The sequence below is a fragment of the Phormidium tenue FACHB-1052 genome, assembly GCF_014696675.1.
Classification (GTDB): Bacteria; Cyanobacteriota; Cyanobacteriia; order Phormidesmidales; family Phormidesmidaceae; genus Nodosilinea; species Nodosilinea tenuis_A.
Genome location: NZ_JACJQN010000001.1, coordinates 487,516 through 505,845, shown reverse-complemented (window position 1 = coordinate 505,845; position 18,330 = coordinate 487,516). Strand labels below are relative to the sequence as shown.

Annotated in this window: 14 protein-coding genes; 8 read left to right on the top strand and 6 right to left on the bottom strand. The window is 59.3% G+C overall.

The window, feature by feature from the left end:
• The first annotated feature begins 340 nt into the window (after positions 1-340).
• From H6G07_RS02300 to H6G07_RS02270, 7 genes are all read left to right on the top strand, one after another.
• Positions 341-2,077, top strand: coding sequence for a putative bifunctional diguanylate cyclase/phosphodiesterase (locus H6G07_RS02300; protein ID WP_084172828.1), 1,737 nt, complete (start codon positions 341-343; stop codon positions 2,075-2,077).
• Between the two features lie 41 nt (positions 2,078-2,118).
• Positions 2,119-2,487, top strand: a complete 369-nt coding sequence (locus tag H6G07_RS02295; RefSeq protein WP_073606613.1) for a cupin domain-containing protein — start codon at positions 2,119-2,121, stop codon at positions 2,485-2,487.
• 245 nt (positions 2,488-2,732) lie between these two features.
• Positions 2,733-4,703, top strand: a complete 1,971-nt coding sequence (locus tag H6G07_RS02290; RefSeq protein ID WP_073607030.1) for a long-chain fatty acid--CoA ligase — start codon at positions 2,733-2,735, stop codon at positions 4,701-4,703.
• 113 nt (positions 4,704-4,816) lie between these two features.
• Positions 4,817-5,266: a YlqD family protein gene (locus tag H6G07_RS02285; protein WP_073606614.1), complete on the top strand. Its 450-nt coding sequence runs from the start codon at positions 4,817-4,819 to the stop codon at positions 5,264-5,266.
• Between the two features lie 128 nt (positions 5,267-5,394).
• Positions 5,395-6,714 carry a dihydrolipoamide acetyltransferase family protein gene (locus H6G07_RS02280; protein ID WP_073607031.1) on the top strand — a complete coding sequence of 440 codons (1,320 nt, stop codon included), beginning with the start codon at positions 5,395-5,397 and terminating at the stop codon, positions 6,712-6,714.
• A 2-nt stretch (positions 6,715-6,716) separates the two neighbouring features.
• Positions 6,717-8,141, top strand: coding sequence for an amidase (locus tag H6G07_RS02275; protein ID WP_073606615.1), 1,425 nt, complete (start codon positions 6,717-6,719; stop codon positions 8,139-8,141).
• A gap of 303 nt (positions 8,142-8,444) precedes the next feature.
• Positions 8,445-10,370, top strand: a complete 1,926-nt coding sequence (locus tag H6G07_RS02270) for an SLC13 family permease (protein WP_073606616.1) — start codon at positions 8,445-8,447, stop codon at positions 10,368-10,370.
• A 101-nt stretch (positions 10,371-10,471) separates the two neighbouring features.
• Here H6G07_RS02270 and H6G07_RS02265 read toward each other — a convergent pair whose 3' ends face one another.
• Both H6G07_RS02265 and H6G07_RS02260 read right to left on the bottom strand, forming a co-directional pair.
• The gene (locus H6G07_RS02265; RefSeq protein ID WP_073606617.1) at positions 10,472-11,017 is read right to left on the bottom strand and encodes a late competence development ComFB family protein; all 546 of its coding nucleotides are present in this window, start codon (positions 11,015-11,017) and stop codon (positions 10,472-10,474) included.
• Between the two features lie 160 nt (positions 11,018-11,177).
• Positions 11,178-11,390, bottom strand: coding sequence for an Hfq-related RNA-binding protein (locus tag H6G07_RS02260; protein ID WP_073606618.1), 213 nt, complete (start codon positions 11,388-11,390; stop codon positions 11,178-11,180).
• A gap of 210 nt (positions 11,391-11,600) precedes the next feature.
• Here H6G07_RS02260 and dapF point away from each other — a divergent pair, with 210 nt between their 5' ends.
• On the top strand, positions 11,601-12,449 hold the full coding sequence (dapF, locus tag H6G07_RS02255; protein WP_073606619.1) for a diaminopimelate epimerase: 849 nt from the start codon (positions 11,601-11,603) through the stop codon (positions 12,447-12,449).
• 40 nt (positions 12,450-12,489) lie between these two features.
• Here dapF and H6G07_RS02250 read toward each other — a convergent pair whose 3' ends face one another.
• The 4 genes from H6G07_RS02250 to H6G07_RS02235 all read right to left on the bottom strand — a co-directional run bounded on the left by H6G07_RS02250 (position 12,490) and on the right by H6G07_RS02235 (position 18,119).
• Positions 12,490-13,152 (bottom strand): HAD-IA family hydrolase, encoded by a 663-nt coding sequence (locus H6G07_RS02250; RefSeq protein ID WP_073606620.1) that lies wholly within the window; start codon positions 13,150-13,152, stop codon positions 12,490-12,492.
• Positions 13,153-13,242: 90 nt separating this feature from the next.
• Complete coding sequence (gcvP, locus tag H6G07_RS02245; protein WP_242026602.1) at positions 13,243-16,128, bottom strand: aminomethyl-transferring glycine dehydrogenase; 2,886 nt, start codon at positions 16,126-16,128, stop codon at positions 13,243-13,245.
• Between the two features lie 181 nt (positions 16,129-16,309).
• Complete coding sequence (locus tag H6G07_RS02240) at positions 16,310-17,212, bottom strand: alpha/beta fold hydrolase (protein WP_073606622.1); 903 nt, start codon at positions 17,210-17,212, stop codon at positions 16,310-16,312.
• Between the two features lie 67 nt (positions 17,213-17,279).
• Entirely contained in the window at positions 17,280-18,119 is an 840-nt protein-coding gene (locus H6G07_RS02235; protein ID WP_199311844.1) for a retropepsin-like aspartic protease family protein, read from the bottom strand.
• Positions 18,120-18,330: the final 211 nt, after the last annotated feature.

Below are 18,330 nucleotides of genomic sequence, written 5' to 3'. Positions count from 1 at the left end.
AGGCGATCGGGCCGACTTAGGAATTTTTTGAACCCCAAGGTCAGTCTGCTTTGTTGAACTGTCGCATCAATCTCGCCACCGATGCACCAGCTTTAGTTTAGGGCTTGACTGGCTTCCTTGAGCTGGCCCCAGAGGTAGCCCCTGGCGACCTTACACATCCTTTACAGCACTTTATCTTAAGTTTCTCAAGCTAGGTCCGGGCTTTACGCTTAAGGGAGCGATCGCCCCAGGCGAGCCCACGCTGGTATTTTGGGCAAGCTAAATCTACCCGCTGCGATCGCCCCTGTCGATAGACCGTTCTAGATTTTCGCTAACCTTCCCTTCGTTCACCTCTGGCCCTATGTCACAGCCCCCTTGCCTCGATGCCGAGATGTACCTGGCCGTGCTGAGCGCCCTGCCCGATGCGGTCGTTGTGGTTGACCTGGGCGGGGCGCTGCTGTTTTGCAATGCGGCAGCCGAGGCCTTGCTCCCAGGAGGGATTGCCGGGTTAGGAGGCAGCGGTAATCAGCCAAACTATCAGGTGCTCGATCCGCAGCAGCAGCCCCTAGCCGCGCCTGAGCTGCCCTTAAATCGAGTGCTCGCCGGCCAGCGCCTGCACAACGAAGAGTTGATGCTGGCCGTGGGGCTGCCCCCCCAGACCCACTGGGTGGCCTGTAGCGGTGAACGATCTTCTGGTATGGCGCTGCTGACTCTGCGCGATATTTCCGCCGCCAAACAGCAGGAAGCCAGTCTGGTACAGCAGGCTTACTATGACCTGCTCACAGGCCTGCCCAACCGCCATTTGTTGATCGATCGTCTGGGCCAGGCCCTAGCTTGCGCCCAGGATGAACCGAACCCGCAACGGGTGATGGCGCTGCTGGTCATCGGTCTAAAGCAGTTTAAGCTGATCAACGACACCTTAGGACACCAGGTGGGCGACGAGCTGCTAGTCGAGCTAGGAACCCGGCTCCAGGCCCAGGTTGGCCCCAACGACACCGTTGCGCGGTTGGGGAGAGACGAGTTTGCTGTATTTGTAGACGATCTGACCACCCACGCTAGCGCGATCGCGCTGACTGAAACCATTCACGCGGTGGTGCAGCAACCCTTTGGGCATCAGCAGCAGGTTTCTGTCAATGCCAGCATTGGGGTTGCCTTTGGTCCCAAGACCTACCAAAGCGCCTTCGACTGGCTGCGCGATGCCGATGCGGCCATGGATCAAGTTAAAGACCATCCTGACCTGGGCTGGCAGGTGTTTGACAGTTCTCTCAGGGTGCAACAAGACCTGCGCCTGCAAACCGAAGTTGACCTCCGCCAGGGCATCGATCGCGGCGAACTCCGGCTGCACTACCAGCCCATTGTCACCCTCAGCAACGAAGAAATTTGCGGCTTTGAGGCCCTGGTGCGATGGCAGCATCCCACCCGGGGACTGCTGATGCCAGGGGAGTTTATCCACATTGCCGAGGCCAGCGGGCTGATTATTCCCCTGGGCTGGTGGGTGCTGACCGAAGCCTGTCGGCAAATGCAGGTGTGGACTGAGCAGTACCCGGCCATGGCTGAGTTTACGGTCAGCGTCAACATGTCGAGTAAACAGTTTTCGCAGCAGCACATCGTCGAAAGAATGCAGAAAATTTTGAACGACACCGGCCTTGTAGCCAATCGGCTCAAAATCGAACTGACCGAAGGGGTGCTGATCGACCACTCCGACAGCATTATTGCCACCCTCCAGCAGATCAAATCCCTAGGCATTAAACTGCTGGTGGATGACTTTGGCACGGGCTATTCTTCCCTGAGCTATCTGCACCGTTTCCCCTTTGACTGCCTCAAGATCGATCGCTCCTTCATTGAAAACGCTGACCAAGACTTTGAAAAGCTAGAGATTTTGCAGTCGGTGGTGCGCTTGGCCTGGAACCTGGGCCTCGATGTGGTGGCTGAAGGGGTCGAGACACCGCGCCACCATGCTCAGCTCAAGGCGCTGCGGTGTGAGCTGGGCCAGGGCTATCTGTTCTCGCGTCCCCTAGCGCCTGCCGCCGTGGAGGCTATGATGGCGAAGAAGACTGCCCTCTTGTCTGACCTGCCCACTGTCACCCACCCCACCTAAGGGGTGCAGATGGCAGAAGGGTTACTGTAACTGCTGCTGCCATGCTGATTCGTAAACTGTTTGACTGCCCTGAATTTGTTGCGGGTGACGGTACCCAGCTGCGAGAGCTATTGCACCCCGACAAGCAAGACCTGGCGCTGCGCTACAGTTTGGCCCACGCCGTTTTGCCAGTCGGGCAGGTGTCTACCCCCCATGCCCTGATCACCTCTGAGGTGTACTACATTCTGGCGGGTCAGGGAGAAATGACTATTGACGGTGAAACTAGCCCGGTCGAGCCGGGGGATGCGGTGTACATTCCGCCCCATGCCCGCCAGCACCTTCGCAATACGGGAGATGGCCCGTTGGTGTTTATCTGTTTGGTCGACCCCGCTTGGCGACAGGAAGACGAGACGGTGTTTGAAGCGGACTAGCTAGCGTGACTGTAGATCCAGGTGCTTCCAAAGGGCTGGGCGAAACGTAGTTTTGATCAACTGAGTCTAGTCTGAAGGTCTGCGATCGCACTCCCGCTCTTCCTAGTTCAACTTTTGGCCAATTCAACTTTGGCCAGTTGAATTTCTGGAAGGGGTAATGTTAAGGCTCATCAGCTTTAGGGATAGCCTTGAGTCAGGCTGCGGTAGGATTACCGCAGGTTTTTTCTAAACTCTTGGTGGCCGCTATGCCCGTATCTACAACTGCATTGCAAGCGGTGCGACAGCGCGATCGCGCCTGCCTAGAAGCCCACAATCCCTACGAACGGCTCCAGGCTCTGCACGAAATTTGGCCGATTGTAGCGGAGAAATACGGCGATACGGTGGCCCTCAACGACCCCCACTACAAGCCCGCCGCCAACCTCACCTATCGCCAAATGGCCGAGGCGATTCGCACCTTTGCCAGCGGGTTGCAGGCCCTCGGGGTCGAAAACCGCGCCCATGTGGCCCTGTTTGCCGACAACAGCCACCGCTGGTTTATTGCCGACCAGGGCATCATGACCGCTGGCGGCATGAACGCCGTCCGCAGCGCCACCGCCGAAACCGAAGAGCTGGCCTACATTGCCGAGCACAGCGAGAGCACGGTGCTGGTGGTCGAGACCTTGGCGCTGTTGACTCGACTGCGCGATCGCATCGAGACTCTGCCCATTTCCCTGGTGATTTTGCTGTCGGACGAAGCGCCGCCCGAGGGCGATCGCCTTAAGATTCTCAATTTTGGTCAGCTAATGGCCCTGGGGTCTGAGCGTCCCTACACCCCCGTGCCCATCAAGCCCGAAGATTTGGCCACGCTGATCTATACCTCCGGCACCACCGGCCAGCCCAAGGGGGTGATGCTCAGCCACCGCAACCTGCTCCACCAGATCAACACCCTGGAGGCGGTGGTGCAGCCGCAGCCGGGCGATCGCGTGGTGGGCATTTTGCCCTCCTGGCACAGCTTTGAGCGCACCGCCGAATATTTCTTGTTTTCGCGGGGCTGCACCCAGACCTACAGCAGCATTCGCCACCTCAAGGCCGACCTCAAGGCCACCAAACCGCAATACATGGTGGGGGTGCCCCGCCTGTGGGAGTCGATCTACGAGGGGGCACAAAAGCAGTTTCGCGAACAGAGTCCCGGCAAGCAAAAGCTGATCTTCACCTTCTTTGGCCTCAGCCAGCGCTACGTCGAAAACCTCTGGCGCTACCAGGATATGAAAATCGACGAGCCTGACCTGCCCTCTCCGAAGCGCCTCAGTTCGGGACTGGTCGCCCTGGCTCTGTGGCCCCTGCACCAGCTGGGCAAAAAGCTGGTCTACGGCAAAGTCAGTGAAGCCACTGGGGGACAGGTCAAGCAGCTAATCAGCGGCGGCGGTTCGTTGGCTCGACACATTGATATCTTCTTTGAAATCATCGGCGTCCAACTCATCGTGGGCTATGGTCTCACCGAAACGGCCCCGGTGCTCTCGGCTCGCCGCCCCTGGCGGAATTTGCGGGGGGCAGCGGGGCAGCCCATCCCCTTTACCGAAATCAAGGTGGTGGATCTGGAAACCCGGCAGGAATTGCCCCAGGGCGGGCAGGGGCTGGTGCTGGCGCGGGGGCCGCAGATCATGGAGGGCTACTACCGCAACCCTGAGGCCACCCAAAAGGCAATTGACCCCGAGGGCTGGTTTGACACGGGCGACCTGGGCTGGATTAGCCGCGACGGCAATGTAGTGCTCACCGGGCGAGCTAAAGACACCATCGTGCTCACCAACGGCGAAAACATTGAGCCGCAACCTATCGAAGACGCCTGCATTCGCAGCAAATACATCGACCAGATCATGCTGGTGGGGCAAGATCAGCGATCGCTCGGTGCCCTAATCGTCCCTAACCTAGAGGCTTTGCAGGCCTGGGCGGCCACTCACTCCCTGTTTGTGGCGGTGCCGGGCGATGACACCCCCGCCCCCGCCGACTGCACCGCCATCACCCTCGACGACGAGCGCGTGCAGAGGCTGTTTCGCGATGAGCTGGGCCGCGAGGTGAAAGATCGCCCCGGCTACCGTCCCGACGATCGCGTTGGCCCCTTTCGCCTGGTGCTCGAACCCTTCTCCATTGACAACGGCCTGCTCACCCAGACCCTAAAAGTCCGCCGTCCCGTGGTTACGACTCGGTATCGCGATATGATTGACGCGATGTTTGTGTAGCTGCGGGTGGTGTAAAGACTTCACTAACCTCAGCCGCATGCGGTGAAATAGTCCGGCCACGGTGCTCGATGGCCGTAGTCGGTATTGGTAATTTCTTTATTACGTCAAAGATTATGGATGAGAATCAAACGCTGCTGCTCAAGCGGGTGGTCAACATTAAAGCCATTGTGACTCCCCTGTGGAAAGAAGAGGCGCAGAAGCAGCTCCAGGCCCAAATTAACCAGGTTGACGGTCGTTTGCAACAGCTCGAAATGCAGGGCCAGCGCATGGTGGCCGAGCTGCAAAAACAGGCTGAAGGGCAGCCCAACAGCGGCACCATTCAGCAGCAGATGGGCAATATTCAAAACCAGCTCAATCAAGACAAGAGCAAGCTGCTCCAGCAAAAAAACCAGAGCCTGCAACAGCTCCAGGAAGTGCAGACCATCGCGATCGATGCTGAGGTTGAGCAGGGCAAGGTCGAGAGCTTTTTCAATGTCTCAGTGGGCGACAATCTGGTGCGCAAGCTCCAGGTCGAAATTTTGATTAAGGATGGCGTGATTCAAGAGATTCGCGGCGAACTTTAGTCTAGGCGCGTCTTAGCTCGCCCTCGGTTGACCGTTTAAACGCTCGAACGGTTCAGCCTTGGGGATAGAATAAATCCTTGGCATCTCTGCTGCTCTGTCGTTTTAACTTTGTTTCGGAAGTCACCTCCATGATTCGCGAAGTCTTTATGCCTGCCCTCAGCTCAACCATGACCGAAGGCAAGATTGTGTCTTGGGTCAAAGCCCCCGGCGACAGGGTAGAAAAAGGCGAAACGGTGGTGATTGTCGAGTCTGACAAGGCCGACATGGATGTGGAGTCGTTCCACGAAGGGATTTTGGCCGCGATTGTGGTGGAAGCGGGGGGCACGGCCCCGGTGGGTGAGGCGATCGCCCTGCTGGCCGAAACCGAAGCCGAAGTTGAGGCCGCCAAACAGCAGGCCGCCGCCAAGGCCGGTGCCGCTGGGGGCGACTCTAGCCCCAGTCCTGAAGCCGCTGCCCCGGTGGCCGTGGTCGAGGCCCCGTCCTCTGCCGCCCAAAACGGGGCTTCCTCTGGCAGCCGCAGCGGTCGAGTGGTGATTTCTCCCCGCGCTCGCAAGCTGGCCAAAGACCTCAAGGTAGACCTTGGCACCCTCCAGGGCAGCGGCCCCCACGGTCGCATTGTCGCCCAAGATGTGGAGCTGGCCGCAGGCAAAAATCCTACCGTTACCGGGCCGGTGGCAACGCCCTTGGCAGCGGTGGTGCCACCAGTGTCTGCCGCCCCTGTGGCTCCCGCAGCATCTGCTGCCCCAGCCGCTCCGGCCCCCAGCGCCGCCCCCCTGGGACAGGTTGTGCCCTTCAACACCCTCCAGCAGGCCGTTACTCGCAACATGGTGGCCAGCCTGGCGGTACCCACTTACCACGTGGGCTACACCATCACCACCGACAGTTTGGATGCTCTCTACAAGCAGATCAAGTCTAAGGGGGTGACCATGACGGCGCTGCTGGCCAAGGCCGTAGCCGTCACCCTGCAAAAGCACCCGCTGCTCAACGCGGGCTTTACTGACCAGGGCGTGCAGTACCACTCGGGCATCAACATCGCCGTGGCGGTGGCGATGGAAGGGGGCGGTCTGATTACCCCGGTGCTGAAGCATGCTGACCAGGCCGATATCTATTCGCTGTCGCGCACCTGGGCTGACCTGGTGGCGCGATCGCGCTCCAAGCAGCTCCAGCCCGACGAATACACCTCCGGCACCTTCACCCTGTCAAACCTGGGCATGTTTGGAGTCGATCGCTTTGACGCGATTTTGCCGCCGGGGCAGGGGTCAATTTTGGCGATCGGGGCCTCTCGCCCCACCGTGGTCGCCACCGCTGAGGGCCTAATGGGCGTCAAGCGCCAGATGCAGGTCAACATTACCTGCGATCACCGCATCATCTATGGGGCCGATGCCGCCGCTTTCCTCAAGGATCTGGCCAACGTGATTGAAAACAATCCCCAGTCCTTAACCCTGTAGCTATGAATTCAGTCGATCTTGCCTTCTTGCCCGCCCTCGAACAAGCTCGGCTGATTCGCAACAAAGACATCTCCCCCCTAGAGCTAGCGGAAATTTATCTAGAGCGCATCGAGCGGCTCAACCCAGCTCTGGGAGCCTACGTGACGGTGATGGCGGAGCAGGCTCTGGCCGATGCCAGGGCTAAAACCGAGCACTTGGCGAGCAATCCTGAGAATTTGCCGCCGCTGTTTGGGGTCACCGTCTCGGTCAAAGACCTGAACCCGGTCGGGGGGGTGCCCTGTGCCTATGGGCTCAAGGCCGCCTGCAATCTGATCGCCCCCGAAGACGACTACATCGTCAGCAAGCTGCGCCAGTCGGGGCTGATTATTTTGGGCAAAACCGCTACTTCCCAACTCGGGTCGCTGCCCTACACCGAGCCACCGGGCTTTCCCCCCGCCCGCAACCCGTGGAATTTAGACTACACGCCGGGGGGCTCCAGCGGCGGCGGCGCGGCGGCCCTAGCGGCGGGGCTGTGCGCGATTTCCCAGGGCTCTGACGGTGGCGGTTCGCTGCGCGGCCCGGCCTTTTGCTGCGGTCTTGTGGGCATGAAAGCCGCTCGGGGGCGGATCAGTTTTTCACCCGCAGGGGAGCGGCTCAACGGGCTGGCCGTCAATGGCCCCCTGGGGCGTACGGTGGCAGACACGGCTGCCCTGTTGGATGTGCTCAGCGGCTATGAAGCGGGCGACCCCTACTGGCTGCCCGATCCAGAGCCGTCATTCCTGGCTGGGCTAGATACGCCGCCTAGACCGCTGCGAATTGGTTACGCTACCCGGCTTGACCCCATCGGCGAGGTTGACCCCATCTGCCGCCAGGCGATCTATGAAACCGTGCAGCAGGTCGAAGATCTGGGCCACAGGGCTGAGGAGGTTGTCTTCCCCAACCTGAAAGATTTGATCGATCCCTTTGTGGTGGTGTGGCAATCGGTGCTGACCGAGGTGGACGTGCCCTGGGTGGTGATGGAAAAGATGAATCGCTGGCTCTACTGGCGAGCCTGGCGGATTAACAGCGGTGCCTACCTGCGATCGGTGGCTAAGCTCCAGCAAGTGGCCCGCCAGATCGTGAAATTTTGTCAGCCCTATGATGTGCTGATTTTGCCGGTGTATATGCACCCCACGATCAAGGTTGGCGAGTGGAAGAGGCTGCGATCGCCCCAAGTGCTCGACAACGTCATTAACTGGGTGGCTCCCTGTCCCCCCTTCAACGCCAGCGGACAACCCGCCCTGGCGATTCCCCGGGGCTTTGCCCCCAACGGTTTGCCCATTGGTGTGCAGCTGGTGGGTCGCCCCGCCGATGAAGCTACTTTGCTAGCCCTGGCCGCCCAGCTTGAGCAGGTTAGCCCTTGGAGTCACCAGCGCCCTGCGTTTGCCACAAAAGTTGGCGGCACCTAACCCAGAGACGCCGCTCAGATTGCAAAAGAAGGTTCTGCTGTCGCTGTTGTTCGGTCTTTGATTAAGGCTATACCAACCCGAGTGAATTCGCAGTGATCGCGCTGTTAAAATAAACGGAATTAGAAGCTCATTTCATTTCAAAATGAATTTCACCGCAATTACCCTCGGTTTAGTTAACTCTGGGTGGGCTCTCGCAGTGGTGACTCACAGGCGTCGATCAGGGCAGCTAACAGCTTCAGCTATTGAGCTAGCGCTATAGCTTCATTCCCACATCATTAAAGCGGTATCCCCGGTTAGCTTTTTATGGAATACGACCCGCTCCAGGATAAGCAACGGCACGATACATTTTTGGTAAAAAACACGGTTCACAGGGGCGTCCTTGCCGCTACTCTGATCACTGGGTTAGCCATCGTTGGGGGGGGTGCCCTGGCCCTAGGGCTGGTGACGCTGCCGGAGCAACTCACCTGGGGGGGCTGGTTGACGATTGGAGTGACGCTGGGCGCTTTTTTGCTCAATGCTCTCACCGCCCTACCCGCTGACGCTATTTTTTTGGCGGCCCTGGCTATTTTGTTGCTGACTGGGGTGCTCGATACGGCTACTGCTCTGGCTGGGTTTAGCAACCCCGGCATGATGACGGTGGGCGTGCTCTACGTCGTTGTCGCTGGGCTACAGCAAACCGGCGGGTTAGATATAATTTCGCGCACGGTGTTGGGACTGCCTAAGGGGCAAACCACAGCGCTACTGCGGCTCATTCTGCCGGTACTGGGCATGAGTGCCTTTCTCAACAACACGCCCATTGTGGCGATGTTTATCCCGGTAGTCAGCGACTGGTGCCGCAAACTGCGCATTAGCCCTTCTAAGCTCATGATTCCGCTCAGCTATGCGGCGATTATGGGGGGCATGTGTACGCTGATTGGCACCAGTACCAACCTGGTGGTCAACGGGCTGTTGGTGTCTGAAACCGACTACCCCGGCCTCAAGCTGTTTGATCTGGTGCCGGTGGGGGTGCCCTGTGCGATCGCCGGTACCCTGATGCTAGTTTTAGCTCAGCGCTGGCTGCTGCCCCAGCGCAAACCCGCCATTACCGACACCGACGATCCGCGAGAGTACACCGTCGAAATGGTGGTCGAAAACCACAGCCCCCTGGCGGGTAAAACTGTAGAGCAGGCCGGTCTGCGCCATCTGCCGGGGCTGTACCTAACTGAAATTCAGCGAGGGGGGCGGTTGCTGACCGCCATTGGCCCCCAGGAGATGCTGCAAGAGCAAGATCAACTGGTGTTTGTGGGCATGGTCGACTCGATTGTCGACCTCAACCAAATTCGGGGGTTGCAGCCCGCCACCGACCAGGTGTTTAAGCTCGATACCCCTCGCACCGAGCGCACCCTGGTGGAAGCGGTGGTGTCGAACACCTGTCCGCTGGTGGGGATTACCATTCGCCAGGGCAAATTCCGCAGCCGCTATGGGGCGGTGGTGCTGGCGGTGGGCCGCAATGGTGAACGTTTGTCGGGCAAAATTGGTGATATTCGGCTTCAGACGGGCGATACCTTACTTTTAGAAGCCAATCCCTCGTTCTTAGAGGAGCGTCGAGCCTCCCGTGATTTCTATCTGGTCAGCGAGGTGCCCAACTCTGACCCGCTGCGTCACGATCGCGCCCCTATAGCCCTGGTTGTTTTAGTGCTAATGGTGGCCCTGGCCACCTCCGGCTGGATGGAGATGCTCAATGCGGCCACCCTAGCTGCTCTGCTGATTGTGATCACCGGCTGCTGTTCGTTTCAGCAGGGGGTGCGCGCCATTGACTGGTCGGTGCTGCTGGTGGTGGCCGCCGCCCTGGGGCTGGGCAAGGCGCTGGAGGTCACCGGGGCCGCCGCTGTGTTGGCCGGTGGGGTGCTGGGCCTGGCTGGCGACAACCCCTGGGTGGCCCTGGCCATTGTCTACGGTGTGACCACCGTCCTTACCGAGGTGATTACTAACAATGCGGCGGCGGCGGTGGTGTTTCCCATTGCACTGTCGCTGTCCCAGAGTTTAGGGGTGAGCTTCATTCCCTTTGTGGTGGCGCTGATGATTGCGGCTTCGGCCAGCTTTAGCACCCCGATTGGCTATCAGACCAATCTCATGGTCTACGGCCCCGGTGGCTATAAGTTCACCGACTTCATGCGGGTGGGCATTCCCTTTAACCTAGCCTTTTGGCTACTGACGGTGCTAATCACCCCACGGGTGTACCCGTTTTAATCTGCAAAAACAAACCAGGGCCTAGATCTGCGGTTTGGCGCGATCTAGGCCCTGGGCAAAGAACTGTGGAATGAGAATGGCCACCTGCCTTGGGGCGATCGCTACGCCTTGGGTGCTGGCTCAAACTTGTGGGCGTGATCTTGCAGCAGCGAGCTGACCTGGCTGAGCACGTTGTCGCCAGTTTTCTTCTGGATGATCTGGCGCTCGGGGTAAAAGTCGGGCTTGTCGAGGTTGCGGGAAATCGCCTGCTGTACCTGGTCGGCAATTAGGGCAGACAGCTCACCTCGAGCACTTTCCCGCTGAAAGTTAGCACCTTCTTCGGTGGTGGCGTAGAGGGGCGGCAGCCGGTTGAGGGCGTAGGCGGCAATATCGCCCAGATCCAAGGTTTTGTCAGAGGTAGACTCGATCTCGGCCACCCGTGAAATCGCTTCGGTCAGCACCAGTTCTTCCATCACGTTGATGAACTGCTTGCGGGGCACGGCTACGACTTCGCCGGTGAGCAGGGCTCCCATCAGGCGATCGAGCGCCATATATTCTTCGATTGAAAGCTCGGCAGCGGTGTCGCAAATGCGACCTACCTCGGCCTCCATGGCGGGGGTGAGGTAGCCGTCTTGCAAGGCTTGTTCAACAATTTTTTCGATAGTCATTTAGTCAAAAGCTCCATGAAACTGGCGGATTAACGGCTTTTACTGGAAATTAGGGGACCGAAATATCAATAGGGGTAGGCATCCACCTGGGTTTAGTTTGCCCCAATCAATTCGGCAGACCACAGGAACATGTGAAGACTGCTTAGGGGGCAGCGATGAATTAAGAATATTTTAGGAAGCCAATGGCCTGCTTCCAGATTTGGTGCTTGCTCTGGTCTTCGGTTTGTATGCAGATGCATTGGGGGTCTTGCCATACGACACGACCAGTAATAACGTCGCCGGTGATGAGCTTGACCTCAATCGGAGCGTGATCGCGAATTAGATTTTGAACCTGGCGAACGCTCGGCAACCCGGTGGCAAATTCTTGAGACATGGTGCTAGGCCACTGAACTTATGCTGGTCTTACGGTACCCCGTTTAGCGAGGCTAGGTGACAAGGGGAGGGAATTTATTAAGGAAGGTGAGGGGCGAGGGGTAAGGGATAGCTAGAGTGATAAACCCATAAATCCCTACTCCCTACCCCCCACTCCTTACTCCCCACTTTGGTCGATAATTAAGGCTCACTTATTCAGCAACAGCGCACTATGGAATTCAGCAAGTACCACGGCTTGGGCAACGACTTTGTTTTGGTGGATAACCGTCACCAGGTGGAGCCGGTGATCAGCCCTGAGATGGCGGTGCAGTGGTGCGATCGCCATTTTGGCATTGGCGCTGATGGAGTGATCTTTGCGCTGCCGGGGCAGGGGGGCACCGATTACACCATGCGCATCTACAACTCCGATGGCTCTGAGCCGGAGATGTGCGGCAACGGCATCCGCTGTATGGCCAAGTTCTTAGAAACCTTAGAAACCGCTGATGGCAAGGCACCCCAGGCACCCCACACCTACCGAATTCATACCCTGGCGGGACTGATTTCGCCCACCCTGCAACCCGATGGCCAGGTGACGGTGGATATGGGGCCGCCCTACCTGCTGGCACGGGAGATTCCGACTACCCTGGCGGCGGCTGAGGACAAGGTGGTGGCTGTACCGCTGACGGTAGCTGGACAGACCTGGGACGTGACCTGCGTCAGTATGGGCAACCCGCACTGCATCACGTTTGTGGAGGATGTGGCGGCGATCGCGCTGGAGTCTATTGGCCCCCAGTTTGAACACCATGAGGTCTTTCCCCAGCGCATCAATACCGAGTTTATTCAAGTCGTGCGGCCCGACTACCTCAAAATGCGGGTGTGGGAACGGGGAGCAGGTGTCACCCTGGCCTGTGGCACCGGGGCCTGTGCCTCGCTGGTGGCGGGGGTGCTGAATGGGGTGTGCGATCGCGCTGCCACAGTAGAACTCCCCGGTGGCCCCCTCTATATTGAGTGGTCAGCCGCCGATAATCGCGTTTATATGACTGGCCCGGCGGAGTTGGCCTTTAGGGGCACCAGAGCTTAGGTTGCTAGATGGCGAGGGTGGGTAGGTAACGCCGAGGAACCTACCCATTCACAGGTCGTTTGACCAAGATGCCGTGCAGCCCAGCGGCTTTGGCTCCTTCGTAATCGTCGGTTTTGCTGTCGCCGACGTGCCAGGCTTGGCTGGCGTCGCAGCGGTGCTTTTGCAGGGCGGTGGCAAAAATGAGCGGGTCGGGCTTGGCGGCCCCGGCCTCAGACGACAGTGTGACTGAGCTGAAATAGGTGGCCAGGTTGAGTTCTTCGAGCACTTGATAGAGCCGGGTGTCGAAGTTTGAGATCACCCCCAGGGTGATGCCGCGTCGCCGCCAGCGATCGAGGGCCGGGGGCACGTCGGGGTAGAGTTCCCAGGGGGCGGCGGTCGCAAAGTGGGCGTAGAGGTCGGCAAAAAAGCTGTCGAAATCGACGAAGCGATCGAGCACCCCGGCACTGCTAAAGGTCTGCTGGGCAATCACCCGCCACCAGCGATACTCCTGCTCGGGTATTGTGGTTGGCTCGCTACCGGGGAAAGCCATTTCTGGGGCAGCTCTAAAGGCTCGAAAAAATGCCTGATTTAAGGTCGCAGCATCGACCTCAATGCCGTGGTGCTGGGCCATATCGGCGTAGGCTGCGCCAACGCTGCCCGCCACCCCAAACAGCGTGCCAACCGCATCTAAAAAAATCACCCGAGGTTGCGGAGAATTAGCCATTACGTTGAACGTCTAGCAACTTAACAGCTTTAGCTTAAAGGCAAAGCCGTGGCTTGCAGCGAATTTGAAGAATTTCCAGAGAGAAACCCCCTAGGCTTCGCTGTAGGCATCCATGCCGATGCAGGAGCAAATCAGGTTGCGATCGCCGTAGGCCTGATCAATGCGGTTCACCGCTGGCCAAAACTTGGCGCTGCGGGTAAACGGTGTCGGAAACACCGCCTGCTCTCGGCTGTAGGGACGATTCCAGTCAGAGACCAGATCGATCGCCGTATGGGGCGCGTTTTTGAGCAGGTTGTTGTCGCGATCGCTCTCCCCAGCCTCAATAGCGCGAATCTCCTCACGAATGGCGATCATCGCATCGCAGAAGCGATCGAGCTCTGCCTTTGCTTCACTTTCGGTAGGCTCGACCATTAGCGTGCCCGCCACCGGCCACGACATCGTTGGTGGGTGAAAGCCGTAGTCAATCAGCCGTTTGGCCACATCTTCTACCCCAATATCCGCCGATTTTTTGAAGGGGCGCACATCGAGAATACACTCGTGGGCTACTCGTCCGTTCTGCCCGGTGTAGAGAATGTCGTAGTGCCCCGCTAATCTCTGGGCAATGTAGTTAGCGTTGAGAATGGCGATTTCTGTGGCTCTTGTCAGCCCCGCACCGCCCATCATAGCGATGTACATCCATGAAATTGGCAGAATGCTGGCGCTACCCCAGGGGGCCGAGGTTACTGCGCCAATGCCCCGGTCGCCGCCGACTTCATTCACCAGGCTGTGCCCCGGCAGGTAGGGTACCAGGTGGCTTTTCACCCCAATCGGCCCGACCCCTGGCCCGCCCCCACCGTGGGGAATGCAGAAGGTTTTGTGCAGGTTGAGGTGGCAGACATCGGCTCCAAAGTCAGCGGGGCGGCAGAGACCCACCTGAGCATTCATATTGGCTCCATCCATATAGACCTGACCACCGTGGGTGTGGATGATGGCGCAGATTTCGGCAATGCCCGCCTCAAACACCCCGTGGGTGGAGGGGTAGGTGACCATCAGCGCTGACAGATTCTCGCTGTGCTTTTCGGCTTTGGCTTGCAGGTCGGTCACATCAATGTTGCCATCCTCATCACAGGCGACGGGGACGACCTTCATGCCGGCCATGACGGCGCTGGCGGGGTTGGTGCCGTGGGCCGACTGGGGAATCAGGCAGACGTTGCGGTGGTGGTCGCCCCGTTGTTGGTGATACTCACGAATCACTAACAGGCCCGCGTATTCGCCCTGGGCACCCGCGTTGGGCTGGAGCGAAACGCCGTCAAACCCAGTGATTTCGGCCAGCCAGGTTTCTAAGTCAGCAAACAACTGCCGGTAGCCTGCGGTCTGCTCGGCGGGGGCAAAGGGGTGAATCTGGCCAAACTCGGGCCAGGTGACAGGCACCATCTCGGCGGTAGCGTTGAGTTTCATGGTGCAGGAGCCCAACGGAATCATTGCCGTCGCCAGGGAGAGATCTTTGTTTTGTAGGCGATAGAGGTACCGCAGCATCTCCGTTTCGGAGTGGTAGCGGTTAAAGGTGGGGTGGGTGAGGTAGGGGGTGGTGCGAGTGAGGGGGTGAGGGAGTGGGGAATGGGGAAGTTTTGAATTTTGAATTTTGAATTCTGAATTGGGCTCGTCGGTAAAAACGGTAATCAGGTCTTGAAGATCGGCGTCGGTGACGGTTTCGTCGAGGGCGACGATCAGTGTTTGGGCATCGAGCACGCGCAGGTTGATGTGGTGCGCGGCGGCGCGGTCGAGGATGGCGGCCTGGGCATTGCCCACTGTCACTCGCAGTGTATCGAACACAGGCTCTGTGCCTAGGTCAAAGCCAGCCTCGGTGAGGGCGACAGCGAGGGTCTGGGCCTGGTGGTGGATGCGGGATGCGATCGCCCTCAACCCCTCCGGCCCGTGATACACCGCGTACATGCTGGCCATGATCGCCAGCAGCACCTGAGCGGTGCAAATATTGCTGGTGGCGGCATCGCGGCGAATGTGCTGTTCGCGGGTTTGCAGGGTGAGGCGCAGGGCGGGGTTGCCGTAGGTGTCTTTGGAGACGCCCACTAGGCGACCGGGCAACTTGCGGGCAAAGCTGTTGCGGGTGGCAAAGAAGGCAGCGTGGGGTCCGCCAAAGCCCAGGGGCACGCCAAAGCGCTGGGTGTTGCCGACCACAATGTCAGCACCAAATTCGCCGGGGGGGCGCAGCAGGGTGAGGCTGAGCAGGTCGGCGGCAACGGTGACGAGGGTGTGGTGGTTGTGGGCCTGGGTGACAAAGTCTTCGTAGCTGTAGACGGCCCCATCGGTGGCGGGGTATTGCAGCAGCACGCCAAATACTGGGGTGTCGAAGCTAAAGGTTTGATGATCGCCCACGACGAGCTCAATGCCCAGGGGCAGGGCGCGGGTTCTCACCACGTCGATGGTCTGGGGATGGCAGGCGGACGAAACCCAAAAGGTTTTGGCGTCTTTTTGCTTGCGGGCGTTGAAGGCCAAGGTCATGGCCTCGGCGGCGGCGGTGCCTTCGTCGAGCAGGGAGGCGTTGGCAATTTCCATCCCCGTGAGATCGCTCACCAGGGTTTGGAAGTTGAGCAGTGCCTCTAGCCGCCCCTGGGAAATTTCGGGCTGGTAGGGGGTGTATTGGGTATACCAGCCGGGATTTTCAAGCACGTTGCGCTGAATCACCGCCGGGGTCAGGGTGTTGGCGTAGCCCAGGCCCAGGTACGATCGCCACACCTGATTTTGATTGGCCAGGGTTTTTAGCTGGGCGAGAGCCGTGGCCTCGTCTAGCCCCTGGGGCAGCTTGAGGGCATGGGGTAGCCGAATCGCCGCAGGCACAGTGGCATCGATTAGCTCATCTAAGGTGGTGTAGCCCAGGGCGGTGAGCATCGCCTCGGTGTCGTCAGCGATCGGCCCTAAATGGCGCGCCGCAAAGGGGCTGAGGGGGGCAGCAGGGGCGGTGCCGTTGCTCATTGGCATGACGGTTTCGGCATCAACGGTGCTGGTCTGGGGAAAAAGTTGCGTCATACCCGTTTGCGGATGGCTCCAAAATGGTTAGGATTGCCTCGATCGCGCCCCAAGGCTGCGCGACTCTTCATTACATATCTTGAAACATTGGCGATAAATTTGCTGCCCCGTTGGCACCATCTACAAGGAATGCTCAGGCGGTTGGGGCCAGTTGGGCGATGAAGGGGGCGATCGCCGCCGCCGTCTCTTGGGGCTTCTCTAAGTGGGGCACATGGCCGCAGTTGGCAATCCAGACCAGCTTACTGTGAGGAATCGCGCGCTCAAACCGTCGCGCGTCCTTCGTGCCTAAAATTCTGTCCTGCTCGCCCCAGATCACCAGGGTGGGGCAGGCGATTTTAGGAACTTTGGTGGTCAGAAAGTTGTAGCCGCCGCTTTTGGTAAAAGCAATCAGAGCCTCCTGCCAGCCGGGACACTGGAGGTGCAGGGCGGCGCACAGTTCGGCATCGGCGGTGACCAAGGTTTTGTCGAAGTAGGCCTGACGGCTAATGCTGCGCCGCACCCTGGGGTTGCGCAAAAAGGCTGTGGCCCAGCTATCTAATGGTGGCACCATCAGGTTGCCCATGGCCGGGCCAGCGGCAAAGCCAGCGGCATCGATCAGCACCAGGCCAGCTACCGCATCGGGATAGGTGAGGGCAAAGTCGATGGCGGCGGCCCCGCCCATGGAGGCTCCGACGAGCACCACCGGACGGCCAATCTGCTGCTGCCAAAAGCTGTGCAGGTGTAGCTTGATGGCCCCAGGGGAGAGGTCGGGAACGAGGGCGCGATCGCTAAACCCAAACCCCAGCAGATCCACAGCCCAGGTGCGGGATTCTAGCAGAGGCAGCAGGCGACGAAACTCAAACAGTGAGCTGTCAAAGCCGTGGATGAGGAGCAGGGGTGGTGTGCCTGAGTCTTCCCCAGCGGCCACGTAGGCGGTGGGAATTGGGGCTGCCAGAAGCGGGGTGTTGACCGCAGCTATACGCACATTTGCCGCCAGCTCAATGGAGGTAGCTTCGCTTAAAGCGGTAGAGGCAACAGGCAGCACAGAAGCAGTCATAGGGCACCGAAAACGATCAAAACCTGCTGCATATTCTCACAAACTGGGCTGGCATAGGCTCCTGAACCTACTGATGCAGGTGAATCATGTGAGAGCCAATGGCGATGCCGTACTCGCCGTAGATATCTTGGCCCAGCAGACCGTAACTGCCGCCGATCGCCACCACGACCTGCTCCCGCCGTAGGCCGCCCAGTTCCACCGCGTTCACAAGGCCAACGGGAAGTGTGACTACGCTGCCGTCAGCGATTCTAGCCTGGGTTTCGCCGACTACAGTGACGCCCACGGCCTGGGCCATTTCAGCGGTGATTAGGGTGCCGGTTGCCCCCGTGTCAAACAGCATCGGAAACGTCTGGCTACCGGTGGTTGCCCTGAGGGTAACAGCGACGACCGGCGTGCCCCCCTGCCGCCGCTGAATGGGAATTTGGGCGGCCAGGCCAGCGGGGAGGGCTGGGGCGGCAGCGATCGCAGCTGAGGCTGGCACGATGCTGCCCGTGGCCCGACGCTGGGCGCTGGCCAGGTGTTGCTTATACTCCTGGGCTTTAGTCTTGGCCTGGGCTTGGTTGGGGCTGCTGCTCGGCACCTGCTCCATCAGGGCGATCGCCTGCTGCCAGCGGCTGGCAGCCAGTTGCCAATCGGCCTTTGACTGGGCCGACTGGCCAATCGCCACGGCGCTGGTCGCCCGATTCACCGCCTCACGAAAGGAATCTGGAGCGGGGGACGGCACTGGGGCTGGCTCAGCCGTGATCGGTAAAACGACTGGTTCGGCGATCGCGGCCTGAGAGGTTCCCATAGCATCCTCGTTGGGAATGCTCGGCACTATCGTACTGGCCAACAGGTCGCAGCCTGCTAAGCCCAGGGCCATCGTTGCCAGCACCAACCGATTAGCGATCGCCCCGGCTCTTTCCATAGCTGCTGCTCCAGTCGCTTAAGTGCTTAGTCTTAAAACATAAGATGCCCCATTCACATCCTGTGACCGTCACGGTTGATCTGGGTCTGCACCAAAGCGGATCGAGAACCGCGCCAGACTGGGAAGCTGGAGAACGATTTAGTCTGTGATGGAATAGCTGAAAGTTGGCCTTTGGCCTTAGGATAATAGCGATTCTTAGCGCTGAGCAACT